The organism is Flammeovirgaceae bacterium SG7u.111, from assembly GCA_034044135.1.
In the GTDB taxonomy this organism is placed as follows: domain Bacteria; phylum Bacteroidota; class Bacteroidia; order Cytophagales; family Flammeovirgaceae.
Genome location: CP139021.1, coordinates 4630502 through 4647859 on the forward strand (window position 1 = coordinate 4630502; position 17358 = coordinate 4647859).

A 17358-nucleotide genomic window follows, 5' to 3' on the forward strand; every position below is an offset into this window, starting at 1 on the left:
ACAAAAAAGGTGAAGAATGCTTGTATTCTTTGCAGCTCAAATTAGAAGAAATCTATCAACCAAACAAACAAATAGTAAGCTAATAAACCAATTAACTACTCAACCACCTCATTTGCTTTCAATTTGTTTTTCAACACCTATGATTATCCCTAACAAGTTTTACATATAACAACTTTCTAATAAAGTAACCATTACAAGCTAAATGGATAACTTAGAAAACAGCACAAGGAATTTTAATATTAAATGTAAAAATCACATAAAAAAGAGGGTAAAATAGACTTGTTAATAGATAATTTGGTTGTAAAAAATGATTTTTTTTACGTTACGAAGGATGTTTTTTTTACATAACACATATATAATTCCCCATTATACTGACCCGTTACGTACCTACAAACCCAACATAGCCAGGTATAATGAAAACATTATTAATACTGACATTTACACTAACCATTTCTTCCTTCTATTCATGTGCTCCAGCCTTTGCTCAAAAAATATTTACATCTGTAAAAACGGGCGACTGGAATGATTGTACTACATGGAATAATGGGGCGTGCTCGGACATCTTAGGAGATACATATCCTGATGTAAACGATAATGTAATTATAGAAACGGGTCACACAGTCACTATCACGCAGCATAATGGCGAAAGACCTAGGGATTATGGCACCACCTCTTATGTAGGAGGTGATCTTGCCTTTTTACACTCAGGCAATATCACAATTAACGGAGGACTCACTACATCTACAAATGTAAAGCTACTCTTAAATGGAAATGTTGATGTATTCGGGTCATTAGCTACCGTCGGGAATACGGCAGATTTATTTGTAACTGGGAATTTATTTGTTTACAGTACAGCAAGCTCTTTTAGTGTAGGCGATGACTTTTTCATTTCTTCTTCAGGATCAGTAAATTTAGATATAGCCTCTTCCTCGGCAGACGATATTACTTTTGACGGTACAGGAGCTCAGCTTTGTGGGAGTGGGTCTTTAGACCTTAAAAATGCAACAGGTTCTGCTGATTCTGAAATTAAAGCTATTGAAGGAGCTGACCCCAATACCCAAGTTTGTGACGGGTTTGAAATTACAGGCTGCCCCTCTTCAGGTGTAACCTATACTTGCAAGTTTACCGGATCAGGGATTTTTTTATTACCTGTCGAACTACTTCATTTTTATGCTAAAAAAGGGAAGGGGAAGATAGATATGGAATGGATGACCGCTAGCGAGATCAATAACGCCTTTTTCACGGTTGAAAAATCATTGGATGGCAAGAGCTGGAAAGAGCTTGGAATTGTAGACGGGATGGGTACTAGCTATGAACCTACCAACTACCTTTTTTCGGACGAAGACCCTAACCAAGGGTTGAACTATTACCGGCTAAGGCAAAATGATTATGACGGCACTTACGCTTATTCCAAGGTTATAAATGTAATTTACACTGGCATTGTCATTTCCAACACTAGCCTTTTGGCTTACCCCAACCCAAGTAAAGGAAACCTGTCACTCAAGGTAACTGGGCTAGAAAGCGAAGACCTTTCACTTTCCATCACCGATGTTACTGGCAAGATAGTTTATCAAAACACCAAGGTGGAGTTCAACCCGTACAGCGAAATAGAACTTGATCTTCGAAACTTAGGCTTAAAAAATGGAATATTTTTCATAAAGCTCAACAGCCGATATAGCGAAGTAAGCGAAAAGCTCTTTTTAAACTTTTAGAGAAGCCTTCATCAGCACATTCAAAGCCTCTGCACTCCTTATGCAGAGGCTTTTTTTATGATTAAACCAAAAGAAACCTAAAGAGTTACGTGTTGAATTTCTTTGCTACTGAAAGCTTTAGTTTAGGCTAAAGCCAAATGTACTTATTTGCTAAACGGGGCTTAAAAGCCCCGCCTATTGAGTCTTTTATCACTAGCAACGGGTTTTAACCCGTTGTAAACCATGCTAACCAAAATGGCTTTAGCCCAAACTAAATACCAGTTTATTGTACGTTTTCATTTGTCCACTTACTTAAAAGCACTATACGACTTCTCAGTTTCTTTCCATTTAGACTTTCCTATATGTACCCACTCCATATCCTTATTTTCTACCTATTTCCCATTTACTTCTCTTTTTCTTCTTCTTATACAAAAACTTGGCATATAACTTGTTTAGTTATATATAAAATTCTTATATATAATTTTTAAAACAATGCCGCCACCAAAAGACCTACTTAGAGGAACATTAAAGACCATCGTACTGAAACTGCTTTCGGAGCAAAAGCAGATGTATGGTTACGAAATAACCCAAAAGGTGAAAGAGCTTTCCAACGGGGAAATTGAGCTGACCTTCGGAGCGCTCTACCCTATTTTGCACAAGCTGGAAGCCGAGGGCGAGCTAATTACAGAAACCGTGTTGGTTGATAACCGAGCACGGAAATATTACCAGCTCACCTCAAAAGGCAACGAAACGGTAAAAACCAAACTCCTAGAATTTCAGCAGTTTATAGAAACTATGGGCTTGTTGCTCAACCCTTCACCTACTAAACCCTTTTCCCTGTCATGAGCCAACTAAGCAAAGAAGATATCGACTTTTTGCACAAAAGCTTGGTGCAGAAAGAAATTAAGTACGACCCACTAGTCGATGAGATACTCGACCATATCTGCTGCGAGGTAGAAAGCCTGATGGAAAACGGGATGAGCTTTTCAGATGCTTATTTACGGTTTTCCAAATCACTCAAGCCAAAAGCTCTCAAACAACTTGAAGAAGAAACCATTCATTTAGTCAATTATAAATTATTTGTCATGAAAAAAGCGATTTATATCCTAGCGTCATTTACTGCATCCCTGTTTTTTATTTCCTCTATAGTGAAGATTATGCATTGGCCAGGTGCCAATCCACTTATCCAAATTGATATGATACTTTTTACTATTACTTTCCTTATTTGGGGAGCATATACCGTAAAGAAAGAGAAACTAAACAGAAGTGGAAAAGCCCTCTTTCCACTTTCGACACTATTTGTTTTTTCCGCATTGGGTGGCGCTTTTTTCAAGGTAATGCATTGGCCGGGGGCAGGTATCCTGCTCACAGTAGGGCTAGCAGGAACAGCACTTTTCTCGGTACCCTATTTCTTCATCACTTCTTACAAAGAAACTCAGAAAGGTTAGGCATCCTAGTGTCAAACCAATCACTTCCCAAGCCTTCTTTCTTTTGAAAGAGGGCTTTTTGTATGTATACCCAAACAAAACACTTTGGGATTTCCCTTTACTTTCAAGCAAAAAAAGAAGTGTTTTGTAGCATGAAGAAGTAACTTTAACCAACTTCAATGAACAATTAAACGATGGAAGAGCATTTATTGAAATATTATGGAAACCTTTTCGAAAAGGAGTTACTGGAAGAGATTTCCAACGAAGGCACTTACAAAAGGATTGAAAAGGGAACAACACTGATAGAAATCGGCAATTATATCAAAAGCATGCCCCTGCTGCTCAACGGAGCCATAAAAGTGCTGCGGGAAGATGAAAATGGTAGTGAGTTGCTGCTCTATTTCCTAGAGAAAGGAGATACCTGCGCCATGACGCTCACCTGCTGCGTAGGCAATGCCCGCAGTCAAATCCGAGCCGTAGCCGAGCTAGATACCGAGCTTTTCCTCCTCCCCAGCCAAAAAATGGAAGAGTGGCTGAAATATAAATCGTGGAGAGATTTTGTGTTTGAAAGCTACAATGCAAGACTCTACGAAATGCTCGACGCCATAGACACGTTGGCTTTCCTGAACATGAACGAGCGCCTTTACAAATACCTACAAAACAAGGTGATGGTCAAAAAAAGCAAGGAACTAACTATTTCCCACCAAGAGATCGCCTACGAGCTCAACACCTCCCGAGTGGTCATTTCCCGCCTGCTCAAACAGTTTGAAAATGAGGGTAAGGTCAAGCTGTTCAGGAATAAACTTGAGGTGGTTTAGGATTGTTTTTCTGGGTTAAACACGAGCCGTTGCATGCAACGGCTCTACAACCTATTTCACTATTTCCCATCCCACCACCACTCCAGCACATCGAACCATTTCCCTTATGTAACAAAAGTAACTGAACGGGCAAGTAGCACAATATAGTTTTGCATGGATTACGAATTATCACTAAACCGCAAAACGAAATTTAGCGAACAAATGAAAGTGCTGTTTCTTACCAAGTTTTCCGAAGTAGAAAACTTTTTACTCAATTTTACCCAGAAGATACACAAAGCGCTACCACTTGAGGTGGATGTACTACATGTGGTAAACTCTTACCCACAAGTGCCGCTTAAACTTGACGGAACTATTATAGACAAGTGCGTAGACTATGACCTTTCGGGATTGGAAAAACTCCAAAAAGAGGAGCAAATACTCGCCGAAGAAATAAAATCTGTCCATCCATTTATCAGTTCGGCTTCCGTAAAAATCGGAGATTTGAGGAGGATAGTAAAATACCTGCTTATCCAAAAAGACTATGATTTTATTTTTATGGGTTCGCACAAAACTAGCCTGATAGAAGACTGGACAAACGAAACCACTATCGACCGAATTTTGGAACAGGTGGATATCCCTGTGCTCAGCCTTAAGTGCGACCAATCGCACAATGCGGGGGTCGAACGCATCGGCATCTTCCACGACTTCTCTTCTTCCAAGCAACCTAAAAAAATAGAATCGCTTAGCAAATTGGCTAAAGCTCTCAGTTCAGAAGCCCATTTGTTCAAGTTCGTAAAAGAACCACTATCGGAAGAAAAACAGGCTGAATGGGAAAAAAGGATGAGAGCCTTTGCCACAGAAAACGAGCTGAACAACTATCAACTACATATCCTCCCGATGAAAGGTGCTAACGAAGAGGAACTTATGACCCAGCAAATAGCAGAAGAGGGTTTACAACTCATCGCCATTCCAGAGCTACACAGAAAGTCGGTGAACTGGATGTTTGGCAAAAACCTAAAGTCTAGCATAGCCGACCATGTGCTAGCCCCTTTACTCATTTACTAAATTCAACTGAACAAACTATAAAATGCAAATAATAGAATTCATTTCACAACCATGGCCATGGTATGTATCGGGTTTTGCCATTGCGCTTACCATGTTTTTATTAGTTTACGAAGGAAAAAACTTTGGCATGTCATCCAACTTGCGCACCATGTGTACCATTGGCGGAGCTGGTAAATTTGCCGATTTCTTCCGCTTCGACTGGAAATCCCAGCGCTGGAACTTGCTCGTAGTAATTGGCTCTGTAATCGGTGGGTTCATCGCTTCGCAATTCCTTACCCCCGAGCAGAGCCTCGAACTAAATACACAAACAGTGGAAGCACTTCAGGAATTAGGTTTTTCTGAGCCAAAAAACAGCTATGTGCCCCAAGAAATTTTTGCTATGGAAAACCTCATGAGCTTCAAGGGTATTTCCATCCTAGTCATTGCCGGTTTTTTGGTAGGGTTTGGTGCTCGCTATGCAGGAGGCTGTACATCGGGACATGCCATCAGTGGACTGAGCAACTTGCAGCTCCCCTCACTCGTTGCCGTTGTCGGCTTTTTCATAGGCGGTCTCATCATGACCCATTTCCTTCTTCCAGTTATTTTCTAAATACAAAATCGATTTAAACACATGAAATATATAAGGTTTTTAGCAATAGGCATGTTGTTTGGTATTGTCATGTTCAAATCACAAGCTGTTTCTTGGTACAGGATTTTCGAAATGTTCAGATTCGAATCTTTCCATATGTACGGCATTATTGGAACTGCGGTAGGCTTAGGGCTACTCATCGTGCAGGGTATCAAACGCTTCCAACTTAAAAGCAGAAAAGGTGAACAGATCCTTTTCGCACCCAAAAACAAAAGTATTCCCCGCTACTTAATAGGTGGAATTATTTTTGGGCTCGGTTGGGCACTTGCTGGCGCTTGCCCTGGCCCTATGTACGTCTTGGTAGGCAACGGTACATTTTCAATTCTAGTCGTGTTGGCCGCAGCACTGCTCGGCACCTTCACTTATGGCGTGTTCAGAGGAAAACTTCCACACTAGCCTTTATCTGTACCACAAAAAATAAAATACTAACAGTGTAATCTCCTCCTAATCTGTTAACTTGTAAGAAAGGTTTGGAGAAGGTTTATCACAAAACCAACAACCAAAACAATAATCACAATGAAACGATACTTACCTTTTCTCGATTGGATAAAAGGCTACGGAAAACATCAGTTAGCTGGGGATATCCCAGCGGGCCTCACCGTCGGGATTATGCTCATTCCACAGGGAATGGCCTATGCCATGATCGCTGGGCTTCCTCCTGTATATGGGCTATACGCATCGCTAATTCCCCAAATCATCTATGCTTTTTTAGGAACTTCCCGCCAGTTGGCAGTAGGGCCTGTGGCCATGGATTCTTTACTAGTGGCAGCCGGGCTAACCGTAATAGCACAAGCAGGAACGGAATACTATATTTTACTTGCTATTACCCTCGCTTTTCTGATGGGTACTATGCAGTTTTTAATGGGTGTTTTCCGCTTAGGTTTTTTAGTCAATTTCCTTTCAAAACCTGTAATTAGCGGTTTTACCTCCGCTGCAGCGCTCATTATCGGGCTCAATCAGTTGAAATATTTGATAGGCGTAGATATTTCAAGAAGCAACCAAATCCATTTGCTCATAGCCGATGCATTTACAAAACTTGGCAACATCCATTGGCTCACTTTTGTTATCGGCATTGCCGGCATTGCCATCATCAAACTCGCAAAAAAATATGTCCCGAAACTGCCCGCGGCCTTGCTTGTGGTAGTATTGGGTATTTTGGCAGTAACCTTTCTCGACCTTACCGAACAGGGAATTAAAATAGTGGGCGATATCCCACAGGGTTTTCCTATTTTCAGCATGCCTATTTTACCTGCCGAGCACCTCAACGATTTGTTGCCGATTGCGCTTACGCTTTCCCTAATTGCCTTTATGGAAGCCATTTCGGTAGCCAAGGCCATTGAACAAAAACACGACGACTACAAGGTAGACGCTAACCAAGAACTGATCGCCATAGGAGCATCAAATATCGTAGGATCATTTTTCCAATCGTACCCAACTACGGGAGGATTTTCTAGAACAGCGGTGAACGATCAAGCCGGTGCAAGAACAAGTGTAGCAGCCATTATCAGTGCGATAGTGGTCGGTCTAACGCTCTTGTTCCTCACTCCGTTGTTTTACAATTTGCCCAAAGCCGTTTTGGCTTCTATCATCATGGTAGCCGTATTTGGGCTAATAGATTTCAAGTACCCAATTAGGCTTTGGAAAAATAGAAAAGAAGAGTTTTTCTTACTGATTTTCACCTTTGTGATCACCCTTACGGTGGGAATAAAAGAGGGAATAATCTCGGGCGTATTGCTCTCGTTGTTGATGCTGGTATACCGGACTACCAAGCCACATTTGGCTATTTTGGGACATATTCCAAACACTACTCTGTACAAAAATATCAAGCGTTTCCCACAAGCATACGAACGGGAAGATGTGCTCATTTTGAGATTTGATGCCCAGCTTTATTTTGCCAATGCCCAGTTTTTCAAAGAAAGCGTGGAAGAGCAAGTGAAGCTCCGTGGCGATGAACTAAAACTACTTGTAATCAGTGCCGAGGCCATTAATTACCTCGATTCTTCGGCAACGCATATGCTGGTGCAGCTCATAGCTGATATCAAGAAACAAGGGATTGAGATTTACCTTACCTCTGCCATAGGCCCGGTGCGGGACATCCTGAAAAAAGGCGGGCTAACAGACCTGATTTCAGCACAAAACATGTTCAACACCATCGATGAAGCCCTTTCCAATTATGCTCATCTGGAAAAAAAGGAGAACGACGAACTCTTAAAATCGATTGCTACCCAGAGTAATATATGATCAATTCGCTTATGTAACAAATGTAGCTGACAGGATGACAAGCAACCTTTACCTTTGTTGCATAATTTAAAATAGAACAACAAAACCAACAAGTACAAAATATTTATAAGATGAAAGTAGAACAGTTATATACCGGTTGTTTAGCGCAAGGCGCTTATTACATTGAAAGCAATGGTGAGGCAGCAGTTATCGACCCTTTACGAGAAGTGCAAGGATATGTGGATATGGCGGAGAAAAGAAATGCGAAAGTCAAATACATTTTTGAGACCCACTTTCACGCTGACTTTGTAAGCGGTCATGTAACTTTATCAGAAAAAACTGGCGCCCCTATCATTTACGGACCAACGGCTAAGCCCGATTTCGAAAGCATTGTCGCTGAAGATAACCAAGAATTCAAACTTGGAGATGTAACTATAAAAGTGCTGCACACGCCTGGGCATACCATGGAAAGCACCACGTATTTGCTGTTGGATGAAGAAGGAAAAGAGCATGCTATTTTCAGCGGCGACACCTTATTTTTAGGTGATGTGGGAAGACCTGACCTTGCCCAAAAAGCAGCCAGCATGACCCAAGAAGAGCTAGCGGCTACGCTTTTCGATAGCTTGAGAAACAAAATAATGACCTTGCCTGACGAAACAATAGTTTACCCAGGACACGGTGCAGGTTCGGCTTGTGGCAAAAACATGAGCAAGGAAACAGTTGGAACAATTGGCGAGCAAAAAGAGACCAACTACGCTCTTCGTGCGGATATGACCAAAGAGGAGTTTGTGAAAGAAGTAACCGATGGATTGTTGCCTCCTCCTGCTTATTTCCCGCTCAACGTCATGCTCAACAAACAAGGCTACAAAGACGTGGCAGATGTGATAGAAAAAGGCCAAACAGGCATGAGCCCCGATGCTTTTGAAGCTGCGGCAAACGAAACTGGTGCTGTGGTGCTAGATGTCCGCCATCAGAGCGATTTTGCCAAAGGGCATGTTCCAAGGTCTATTTTTATAGGAATTGATGGAGGGTTTGCCCCTTGGGTAGGCGCGCTTATCCAAGACGTGAAGCAACCAATTTTGCTGATCGCCCCAGAAGGGAGGGTAGAAGAAACCATTATCCGACTTTCGAGGGTAGGTTTTGACAACATCATCGGCTACCTCAAAGGAGGCTTTGAAGCTTGGGAAAAAGCAGGTAAAGAATCCGATTCGGTAGAAACCATTTCAGCAGAAGATTTTGCCAAACTTCGTAACGAAGAAAATATTCATGTGTATGATGTAAGGAAAGAAAGCGAATACCTTTCGGAACATGTGATAGATGCGGCCAATACGCCACTCGATTTCCTCAACGACCACTTGGCTGAATTCAAATCGGAAGGCACAAATTATGTTCACTGTGCAGGAGGTTATCGTTCTATGATCGCCAACTCCATCCTCAAATCGAGAGGAATCCACAACTTGGTAGATGTACTTGGAGGATTCGGGGCAATCAAAAAAACAGAAGCCCCTGTTTCAGCTTATGTATGCCCATCTACGCTCTAGGTAGGGGCAAGTTAAACTTTTCCAAAAGGGGATTGCGGCTATAGCTGCAATCCCCTTTTTTTTGAAACTGCCTAGCAGTTCCTGTTGATCGCAAGTAGCCTATTTTTTAATGTTTTTGTTGGTAGACTTGATCATTGGAATGGTGATATGAACGTTGTGAGGAGGGGAGTCGATGTTTAACGAGAGGGGTTTATTACGAAAAATAGATTCATATGGACATTAAAAACTTTCTAAAAGGAAAATACCAAGCTATAACTATTGTTTTGGACTTAGGCTATGATTCAGCCTGTCAAAAGCTTGCTCATCGCAATAATAGTAATCATGTTTATAAAATAGGTGATGATAAATTCTATTTCCAAAATGGGTTTCAGATAAAGCTGACTTACAATTCGTTAGATGTCAAGGGATTAAAAATCATCCCAACACCTTCTTATCTACTGACTCCAATTTTTGAAGGTAGTATAAATAATGAAAATGGCGCCTTGAAGTTAAACGGTCATAATAGAATAACAAAAAAAGCGTATTTTTTCAATGTTATTACATTTTTACCAGCATTAATATTCTCTATTCAAAACCTTCTTTCTTCTAGTTACTATTTAGGTACTGAAGAATTGATTTTTAGCGGGGTAATGTTAATAGTATTTACATCTTATGTCATAAAAACCATAATTACCTCTCATTATTTAAAGAAAATAATAAAAAATGAATTAAAAATAATAATTGATACTCTTTGAAGTCATAAACCTCCACCTGGCCTGAGCCTCCGCTCGGGTCTTGATGGCATTGGTTATATGGCAAACCCGTCGTGGTCGTTTGGGACGCCCACGACGATGGATGTAGGCAAAGCGTCGGGGGCGTAAAAAAAACGACCCCGACGGGTAAGGCTTTTGCCGAGCGATGGGGTCGCTTTGAGCACCCCCATCGTTTTTTTTTGCGCCCGAACTAACGCCGTTACTTGCTTGCTAAAGGAGAGATGTTGGAGGGAAGAGAGGTTTTTGGGTTAGAGACGCCCTACTAGGGCATCTCTACGGGATGGTGGTGGGGATATGTATTTGCCATTCCCAACCTTTTTTATTCCCAAATCTGACAAACACCCATGCTATTTTATGAATAATAGGCCTGTTTTCTGGTAACGTTGGCAGAAAGAAAAAGTCTTATGTATCTTTGAAGCAACTATTATCAAAGCCTTTTACAAAAAAGGCATTTTTATAATTTACAACATTAACGAAGATGCAAAAACAAAAATTAATCACACTGCTTATAGCAGTGTTAGTGGCTGGGTGCACATCTACCACAAGCCATAGCCCAGGCAATGCCCCAAAGGCAGACCCCGAAATTGAAGAGTTGATTTCCAAAATGACAGTGGAGGAAAAAGTGGGACAGATGGCACAAATCACTGTCGATGTAATCACCAAAGGACCAAACGAATTTAGTAGTGATGAGCCAATGACGTTGGATCCTGCCTTGGTTAAAAAAGCCTTGGTCGACTACAAAGTTGGTTCTATTCTCAATACCGCCAACAACCGGGCACGTACTCCCGAAAAATGGTTCGAGATCATTTCCGAACTGCAGCGAGTAGCCATGGAAGAAACCAATTTAGGTATTCCGATCATTTACGGTGTAGATGCTATCCATGGAGTTACGTACACCGCTGGGGCAACTTTTTTCCCACAGCAAATTGCGCAAGCAGCCACTTGGAATCCTGAAATAGCCAGAAAAGGTGCTGAAATCTGTGCTTACGAAACAAGGGCTTCTTCCATTCCTTGGAACTTTTCACCTGTACTAGACATTGGTCGCGACCCACGCTTCCCAAGGCTATGGGAGACCTTTGGCGAAGACATGCTACTAGCCAAAACAATGGGTGCGCAAATGATAAAAGGTTACGAAGGAGATGAAAATGATATTGGCAATCCTGAAAAAGTGGCTGCTTGCCTTAAGCACTTTTTAGGATATTCTGTACCGCACTCGGGCAAAGACCGTACTCCTTCTTACATCCCAGAAATAGAACTGAGGGAAAGGCATTTGCCTACTTTCAGAGCTGCTGTAGAAGCTGGTTGCCATACACTTATGGTGAACTCTGGGCTTATCAACGGCACTCCTGTACACGCTAATTATGATCTTCTCAATACATTACTGAGAAAAGAGTTGGGTTTTGAAGGTGTGATAGTTACTGACTGGGCCGACATCGAAAACCTTCACAAAAGGGATAAAGTTGCCGCTACGCAAAAAGAAGCCGTGAAAATAGCGATCAATGCTGGCATAGATATGTCGATGATCCCTTATAACTTCAAGTTTTGCGATTACCTAGTGGAACTGGTGAACGAAGGCGAAGTGCCTATGAGCAGAATTGACGATGCCGTTCGGCGTATTCTTGTACTAAAAAAGAAATTGAACCTTTGGGAAAAGCCCGTGACCAACTACAAAGACTATCCTAAATTTGGTAGCGAAGAGTTTGAAAATGCTGCCAGACAAGCAGCCAACGAGGCTATTACCCTATTGAAAAACGAAGACGAAACCTTGCCTCTGAAAAAAGGGAAAAAAATACTCGTAGCGGGCCCTAACTCCAACTCCATGCGCACGCTCAACGGTGGCTGGACGTACTCTTGGCAGGGAGAAAAAGTCCCTGAATTTGCCGAGGGTTACAAAACAATTTTGGAAGCCATACAGGAAAAAGCTGGCAAAGAAAATGTAACCTATGTGGAAGGCGTTTCTTACGACCACGAGGGCAAATACTGGGAAGAGAAGGATATAGACATAGATGCTGCTGTAAAAGCTGCTGCTAATGTTGACTACATCGTCCTTTGCCTAGGTGAAAATAGTTATACCGAAAAGCCTGGTGATTTGCACGATCTTACTATTTCTCAAAACCAAATAGATTTGGCAATTGCCCTAGCCAAAACTCGAAAGGATATTATAGTGGTACTAAACGAAGGTCGCCCACGTATCATTCGTGAAATAGAACCACACTTGGAAGGGCTTTTACATAGCTACTTGCCAGGTAACTTTGGCGGTGAGGCTATAGCCAGCGTACTTTTTGGCGATGTAAACCCAAGTGGAAAACTTCCTTATACCTACCCAATGTATAGCAATACACTTGTCACTTACGACCACAAACCTTCGGAAGAACAAGCGAAAATGGATGGTATGTACGATTATGAATCTGATTTTGCCATCCAATATCCATTTGGCTTCGGTTTGAGCTACACGACTTTCGAGTATAGTGACCTCAAAATCAACAAAGAAACGTTCACAGCAAGCGAGGAAATAGAACTCAGCGTCACCGTGAAAAACACAGGCAAAGTGGATGGCAAAGAAGTAGTCCAATTATACGTATCTGACATGTACGCTTCTATTACTCCAGACATGAAACGCTTGAGGGGCTTTGAAAAAATCGATTTGAAAGCTGGCGAATCTAAAACCGTAACATTCAAGATTACCGCTGAAGACCTTGCTTTTGTAGCAGCAGACCTCAGCTCTACGGTGGAAAAAGGTGAGTTCGAAGCCGCTATTGGAGAATTAAAACAAAAATTCAGCGTAAGCGAAACCAAAAAATTCAATACGATAAAAAGCGTTTTGTAACGCCAACCCCAATTTGGTTTGAACTACACCGCCTCGCCTCTTCGGAAGCGAGGCGGTGTTTTTTTAGCTATCCTCAGCAAACTTCTCCCTTGGGTAGTCGCTGGGCAATACACCAAACTGCCTTTTGAAGCATTTGGTAAAGTAAGAAGGGGTATTGAATCCTGTTTGAAAAATAATTTCTTTTACAGAAAGGTCTGTTTTTTCCAAAAGCTGAGCAGCCCTTTTCAGGCGAACCGTTCTTATAAACTCGCTGGAAGACAAGTCGGTAAGTGCTTTTACCTTCAAATAAAAATGGCTTCGGCTCACCCCCATTTCATAAATAAGCGTTTCCACATTGAACTCCGAATCCGCCATATGTTTCTCCACCAAATCAACAGCTTTTTGTAGAAATACCTCATCATCTTTGGTAGCCGTTACTTCAGCTGGTTTCATTATTATTTCCTTTCTAAACCTCCGCTTCAGCTCCGCCCTCATGCTTAGCAAATTACTGATTTGCAGCCCTAATGCTTCAATATTAAAAGGCTTCATCACATAAGCATCAGCCTTCGTTTTATAGCCTTCTATTTTAGATTCCTCATCGGTCTTGGCCGTAAGCAGTATGATAGGGATATGGCTGGTTTTATCATTATGTTTTAATTGGTGGCAAAGCTCAAACCCATCTACCTTTGGCATCATAATATCACTTATGATTATATCTGGATGATGTTTAATAGTTTTTTGGATTCCATCTTCCCCATCCACAGCTTCTAGTATGGAATAACCTTCTCCTAAACTTTCTTTTATGAAACCTCTGATCTCTGGGTTATCATCCACTATCAGTAACTGGGGCTGTCCATTAGTCTCTGACTTTTCATTCCCTTCCCTTTCTTTCAGGTGAATATCAGCTTCTATCAGCGCGGAAATCGCCAACGTACTTACCTCTCCAAATGGAAGGCGTTCTATTCGCTTATTTTGCAAAGCTATTTTTTCATGATCCTCTTCCTTACTTATCGAAAAGGAAACTTTGAAACTCGTCCCTTTTCCCTTTTCGCTTTCCACCGCGATATTTCCTCCCATCAGCTCAACCAAACTTTTGGTGTATGCCATCCCTATGCCCGACCCTTCATTTTTCACACGTTCTTTGTGACCTGCTTGGTAAAATCGCTCAAAAATATAAGGAAGTTTTGATGGGGAAATCCCAACACCATTATCGCATATTTCAATCAAAACAGCACTTTTTGATCTATCATTTACATCGTCATCCAGAAACACGTTTACTGTTACCTCACCCTCTTCTGGAGTAAACTTAAATGCGTTTGATAATAAGTTATAAACAATTTTTTCAAGTTTATCGCTGTCAAACCAAGCCCAAAGAAGACCATTCCGAATATTTACATAGTAGTTGATATGTTTCTTATCTGCCAACAGCTCGAAAGGCTCCGATATTTCTCTCATAAAATTCACAAACTCGCCTAGCTCTTCTCGCAACTCCATCTTACCCTGCTCTATTTTTTGGAAATCGATCAACTGATTTACCAACCTCAACAAAAACCAAGCATTGCGCTGCATGAGTCGATAATGCCTCTTTTTCTCCTTCACCCCTCCATCTTCCTCAGATTTCAACAGCTTTTCCAAAGGACCTAAAATGAGCGTAAGCGGCGTTCTAAATTCATGAGAAATATTGGTAAAAAAACTCAATTTCATTTGATGCAAGTCATCCTCTTTTTCTTTGTTAAGATGTTCTAAAACCAAATCGTGTTTTTCTCTTACCCCAATCAACGTATAGCGTCTAAATATCCATAAGAGGAATATGACCAACATTACATAAAACCCATAAGCCCAATAAGTCCCCCAAATAGGAGGGTTCACGGTAATAGCCAACGATGTTGGTACTTCTGCCCAAACCCCATCGTTGTTGCTTGCTCTCACATAAAATCTATAATTGCCAGAGGGAATATTTGTATACGTTGCAAAGCGCCTTTTCGCAGTTGTTTTATTCCACGTTTCATCAAATCCCTCCAGCTTATATTCATATTGGTTTTGGAAAGGAGCAGCATAGTGCAGGGCGGCAAACTCAAAAGAAAAACTGTTGCTGTTATAATTTACCGAAAGCTGTTTTTCAAAAGAGATACTTTGTTTTAGGATGACTTTATCAGCTACTTTTTGCCCCACGCCTACTGGAATATTATGAATCAAAAAGTTGGTAATGACCACCTGAGGCTCGTAGGTATTATCGATTATATCGTTGGGATAAAACACATTAAACCCATTTACTCCACCAAAAAGCATCTCTCCATTCGCTCTTTTTAAGGCAGCCAACTCCCCAAACTCATCACTTTGGAGCCCATCGGTTTTGTCGTAATTTTTAAATGTTTCATTAATTGGGTCAAATTTAGAAAGCCCTTTATTCGTACCGAGCCACAAGTTGCCCTCATCGTCTTCCAAAATACTTTTGATCACATTGTTGGACAGGCCGTCTTCTTCTGAATAATGGATAAAATCACTTCCTTTTTTCTGGGGTAGTTTATTAAGTCCACCACCAAACGTACCTACCCATAAATCACCCACTTTGCTTTCATAAAGCGCCAACACATAATTATGACTGAGGGAAGCCGAATCTTCAGCATTATGGAGATAAGTTTTAAACCTTGGGTGTGCCCGGTATTTATCTTCTCTTAATATCTTATTTAGTCCATTTCCAGTACCTATCCATAAGTCACCTTCCGAATCCTCAATAATATTTCTTACTATGTTGTTTGACATAGTATTCAAATAAACAGGTTCGTTTTTAAGGTTGATTTTCCTGTCATAGGGAGAGGCATCTTTTTTATCTAATCGAATCCGGTAAAGCCCCTTATTATACGTCCCTGCCCACAAAAAACCAGAAGTATCTTGATAAACAGCAAGTACAGCACCATCAACTATGATATCTCTATACAAGGAAGCTCCTTCATTTTTAAGCTCATCTTGTACAAGATAGCTCAAGCCCATAGAATCTTGCGACCCTAACCAAAGGTTTTTTTTACCTTCGTACACGCCTCCATCCAACGTAAATACACTTCTAGGCTCATCTAATTGGATGAAGTTGTTATTATATTGATCCACTTCGGTTGGAGGAGCATAGGAAACCCCACCCCCTTCCGTTCCTATCCATAGCCCGCCTTTGTCATCTTCATAAAACGACCGGATTTTATTGTTACTCAAACTTCCTTTCTCCGTACCCTGCCTCACATGTCGAAACCGCTTTTTTCCTGGGTCGAACACATTCACCCCTCCACCATTTGTTCCTACCCAAATCAACCCCGTCCTATCTTTATACAATGATTCGAGCATATTCTTGCTCAAACTTTGAGTATCCATCAAATCGTTTTGAAACTTCTTGGCTATGTATGGAATACCTGCAGAATCGTCCTTTATGAGCAATAAACCATCTGTAGAAGCAGCCCAAATTTGGTTGTAATCATCAATTACAAATCCTATAACCGTATTGTCATAAATTTTGATGGGAGCTTCTTTCTTACCTTGCCTGAGTAAAAAACAACCTTTGTTTACACCTATATACAAATTGCCTTTTTTATCTTCGATAATGCCTCTTACTCCAGTGCCTAACTCTTCAATATTCAACTTTTCGAGCATGGTCATGCCGGGATCTAGGAAGGTATATATGCCATCTGCACCTCCTACCCAAATAAGTCCTTCGCTATCTTCAAAAACACAATTGACTCCCCTGTTATCACTGAGCTTTCCTGCGGGAGTAATTCTTTCTATTGTATAAGCACCTTCTCCTTCACCTCCATCATATTTTTTTCGAATCTTGTTCAACCCTTGATCTGTTCCAACCCAAATATTCCCCTTGCTATCGCCAAAAACACAAGCCACATAATCCCCTGACAAACTCCTGTTATCCTCTTCCCTATTTCTAAAGTTGGTAAATTTTTCTGTTCTAGCGTTGTACATGCTAACCCCACTTCCCGTAGTCCCTATCCAGATATTCCCTGAAGTATCTCCTGAAATGGCAAAAATCAAATTACTGCCTATGCTCTCGTTTTTTTGAGGTTTAAAAACTGAAAAATCATAGCCATCATACTTGTTGAGCCCATCGTGTGTACCAAACCACATAAACCCTTTTTCGTCCTGAAAAATAGCATTTACATCATTCTGAGAAAGCCCATCTTCAATGTCAAGATGCTTGAATGCTACCTGATTATTTTGGGCAAACAATCTTACGGAAGTCAACAAAAAAATGAACAATATGTATTTGGTAATTCTCATCAAGTGTTTGTAAGTGAAGGTTAGGCTTGATGAAATTTAATTAATTATAAGATCAAGAGCCAAGTTTGGCATAATGACAGGCAGCTAAAAGAGAAAAATAGCGCTGAAAACAATGAGAAACTAAGCAAAAAATGGGGTTAAAACGGTTGAGCAAAAAAA

The 17358-nt window shown here is 41.0% G+C and carries 12 protein-coding genes; 11 read left to right on the forward strand and 1 reads right to left on the reverse strand.

Features of this window, described 5'->3' with window-relative positions:
- The first annotated feature begins 413 nt into the window (after positions 1-413).
- The 11 genes from R9C00_18215 (at position 414) to R9C00_18265 (ending at position 12948) form a co-directional block, all read left to right on the forward strand.
- Positions 414-1712, forward strand: a complete 1299-nt coding sequence (locus R9C00_18215; protein ID WPO33641.1) for a T9SS type A sorting domain-containing protein — start codon at positions 414-416, stop codon at positions 1710-1712.
- 471 nt (positions 1713-2183) lie between these two features.
- Positions 2184-2537 (forward strand): PadR family transcriptional regulator, encoded by a 354-nt coding sequence (locus tag R9C00_18220; GenBank protein WPO33642.1) that lies wholly within the window; start codon positions 2184-2186, stop codon positions 2535-2537.
- Positions 2534-3139 carry a hypothetical protein gene (locus R9C00_18225; protein WPO33643.1) on the forward strand — a complete coding sequence of 202 codons (606 nt, stop codon included), beginning with the start codon at positions 2534-2536 and terminating at the stop codon, positions 3137-3139. The genes R9C00_18220 and R9C00_18225 overlap by 4 nt, the downstream gene beginning before the upstream one ends.
- Before the next feature lie 173 nt (positions 3140-3312).
- Entirely contained in the window at positions 3313-3936 is a 624-nt protein-coding gene (locus R9C00_18230) for a Crp/Fnr family transcriptional regulator (protein WPO33644.1), read from the forward strand.
- 153 nt (positions 3937-4089) lie between these two features.
- Positions 4090-4980, forward strand: coding sequence for a universal stress protein (locus R9C00_18235; protein ID WPO33645.1), 891 nt, complete (start codon positions 4090-4092; stop codon positions 4978-4980).
- A 22-nt stretch (positions 4981-5002) separates the two neighbouring features.
- The gene (locus R9C00_18240; protein ID WPO33646.1) at positions 5003-5569 is read left to right on the forward strand and encodes a YeeE/YedE thiosulfate transporter family protein; all 567 of its coding nucleotides are present in this window, start codon (positions 5003-5005) and stop codon (positions 5567-5569) included.
- Positions 5570-5590: 21 nt separating this feature from the next.
- Positions 5591-6004, forward strand: coding sequence for a DUF6691 family protein (locus R9C00_18245; GenBank protein ID WPO33647.1), 414 nt, complete (start codon positions 5591-5593; stop codon positions 6002-6004).
- Between the two features lie 120 nt (positions 6005-6124).
- The gene (locus tag R9C00_18250; protein ID WPO33648.1) at positions 6125-7849 is read left to right on the forward strand and encodes a solute carrier family 26 protein; all 1725 of its coding nucleotides are present in this window, start codon (positions 6125-6127) and stop codon (positions 7847-7849) included.
- A gap of 110 nt (positions 7850-7959) precedes the next feature.
- On the forward strand, positions 7960-9369 hold the full coding sequence (locus tag R9C00_18255; GenBank protein ID WPO33649.1) for a rhodanese-like domain-containing protein: 1410 nt from the start codon (positions 7960-7962) through the stop codon (positions 9367-9369).
- A 212-nt stretch (positions 9370-9581) separates the two neighbouring features.
- Positions 9582-10103 carry a hypothetical protein gene (locus R9C00_18260; protein ID WPO33650.1) on the forward strand — a complete coding sequence of 174 codons (522 nt, stop codon included), beginning with the start codon at positions 9582-9584 and terminating at the stop codon, positions 10101-10103.
- A gap of 496 nt (positions 10104-10599) precedes the next feature.
- The gene (locus R9C00_18265; protein ID WPO33651.1) at positions 10600-12948 is read left to right on the forward strand and encodes a glycoside hydrolase family 3 N-terminal domain-containing protein; all 2349 of its coding nucleotides are present in this window, start codon (positions 10600-10602) and stop codon (positions 12946-12948) included.
- A 63-nt stretch (positions 12949-13011) separates the two neighbouring features.
- Here the strand turns inward: R9C00_18265 and R9C00_18270 are convergent, their stop codons facing one another.
- On the reverse strand, positions 13012-17199 hold the full coding sequence (locus R9C00_18270; GenBank protein ID WPO33652.1) for a two-component regulator propeller domain-containing protein: 4188 nt from the start codon (positions 17197-17199) through the stop codon (positions 13012-13014).
- Positions 17200-17358 lie beyond the last annotated feature (159 nt).

What these genes read in the sequence shown, in the direction of transcription:
- R9C00_18230 (WPO33644.1), top strand. Translation starts at nt 3,313, where the DNA reads ATGGAAGAGCATTTATTGAAATATTATGGAAACCTTTTCGAAAAGGAG.
- R9C00_18215 (WPO33641.1), top strand. Translation starts at nt 414, where the DNA reads ATGAAAACATTATTAATACTGACATTTACACTAACCATTTCTTCCTTC.
- R9C00_18240 (WPO33646.1), top strand. Translation starts at nt 5,003, where the DNA reads ATGCAAATAATAGAATTCATTTCACAACCATGGCCATGGTATGTATCG.
- R9C00_18235 (WPO33645.1), top strand. Translation starts at nt 4,090, where the DNA reads ATGGATTACGAATTATCACTAAACCGCAAAACGAAATTTAGCGAACAA.
- R9C00_18270 (WPO33652.1), bottom strand. Translation starts at nt 17,199, where the DNA reads ATGAGAATTACCAAATACATATTGTTCATTTTTTTGTTGACTTCCGTA.
- R9C00_18220 (WPO33642.1), top strand. Translation starts at nt 2,184, where the DNA reads ATGCCGCCACCAAAAGACCTACTTAGAGGAACATTAAAGACCATCGTA.
- R9C00_18260 (WPO33650.1), top strand. Translation starts at nt 9,582, where the DNA reads ATGGACATTAAAAACTTTCTAAAAGGAAAATACCAAGCTATAACTATT.
- R9C00_18265 (WPO33651.1), top strand. Translation starts at nt 10,600, where the DNA reads ATGCAAAAACAAAAATTAATCACACTGCTTATAGCAGTGTTAGTGGCT.
- R9C00_18225 (WPO33643.1), top strand. Translation starts at nt 2,534, where the DNA reads ATGAGCCAACTAAGCAAAGAAGATATCGACTTTTTGCACAAAAGCTTG.
- R9C00_18245 (WPO33647.1), top strand. Translation starts at nt 5,591, where the DNA reads ATGAAATATATAAGGTTTTTAGCAATAGGCATGTTGTTTGGTATTGTC.
- R9C00_18255 (WPO33649.1), top strand. Translation starts at nt 7,960, where the DNA reads ATGAAAGTAGAACAGTTATATACCGGTTGTTTAGCGCAAGGCGCTTAT.
- R9C00_18250 (WPO33648.1), top strand. Translation starts at nt 6,125, where the DNA reads ATGAAACGATACTTACCTTTTCTCGATTGGATAAAAGGCTACGGAAAA.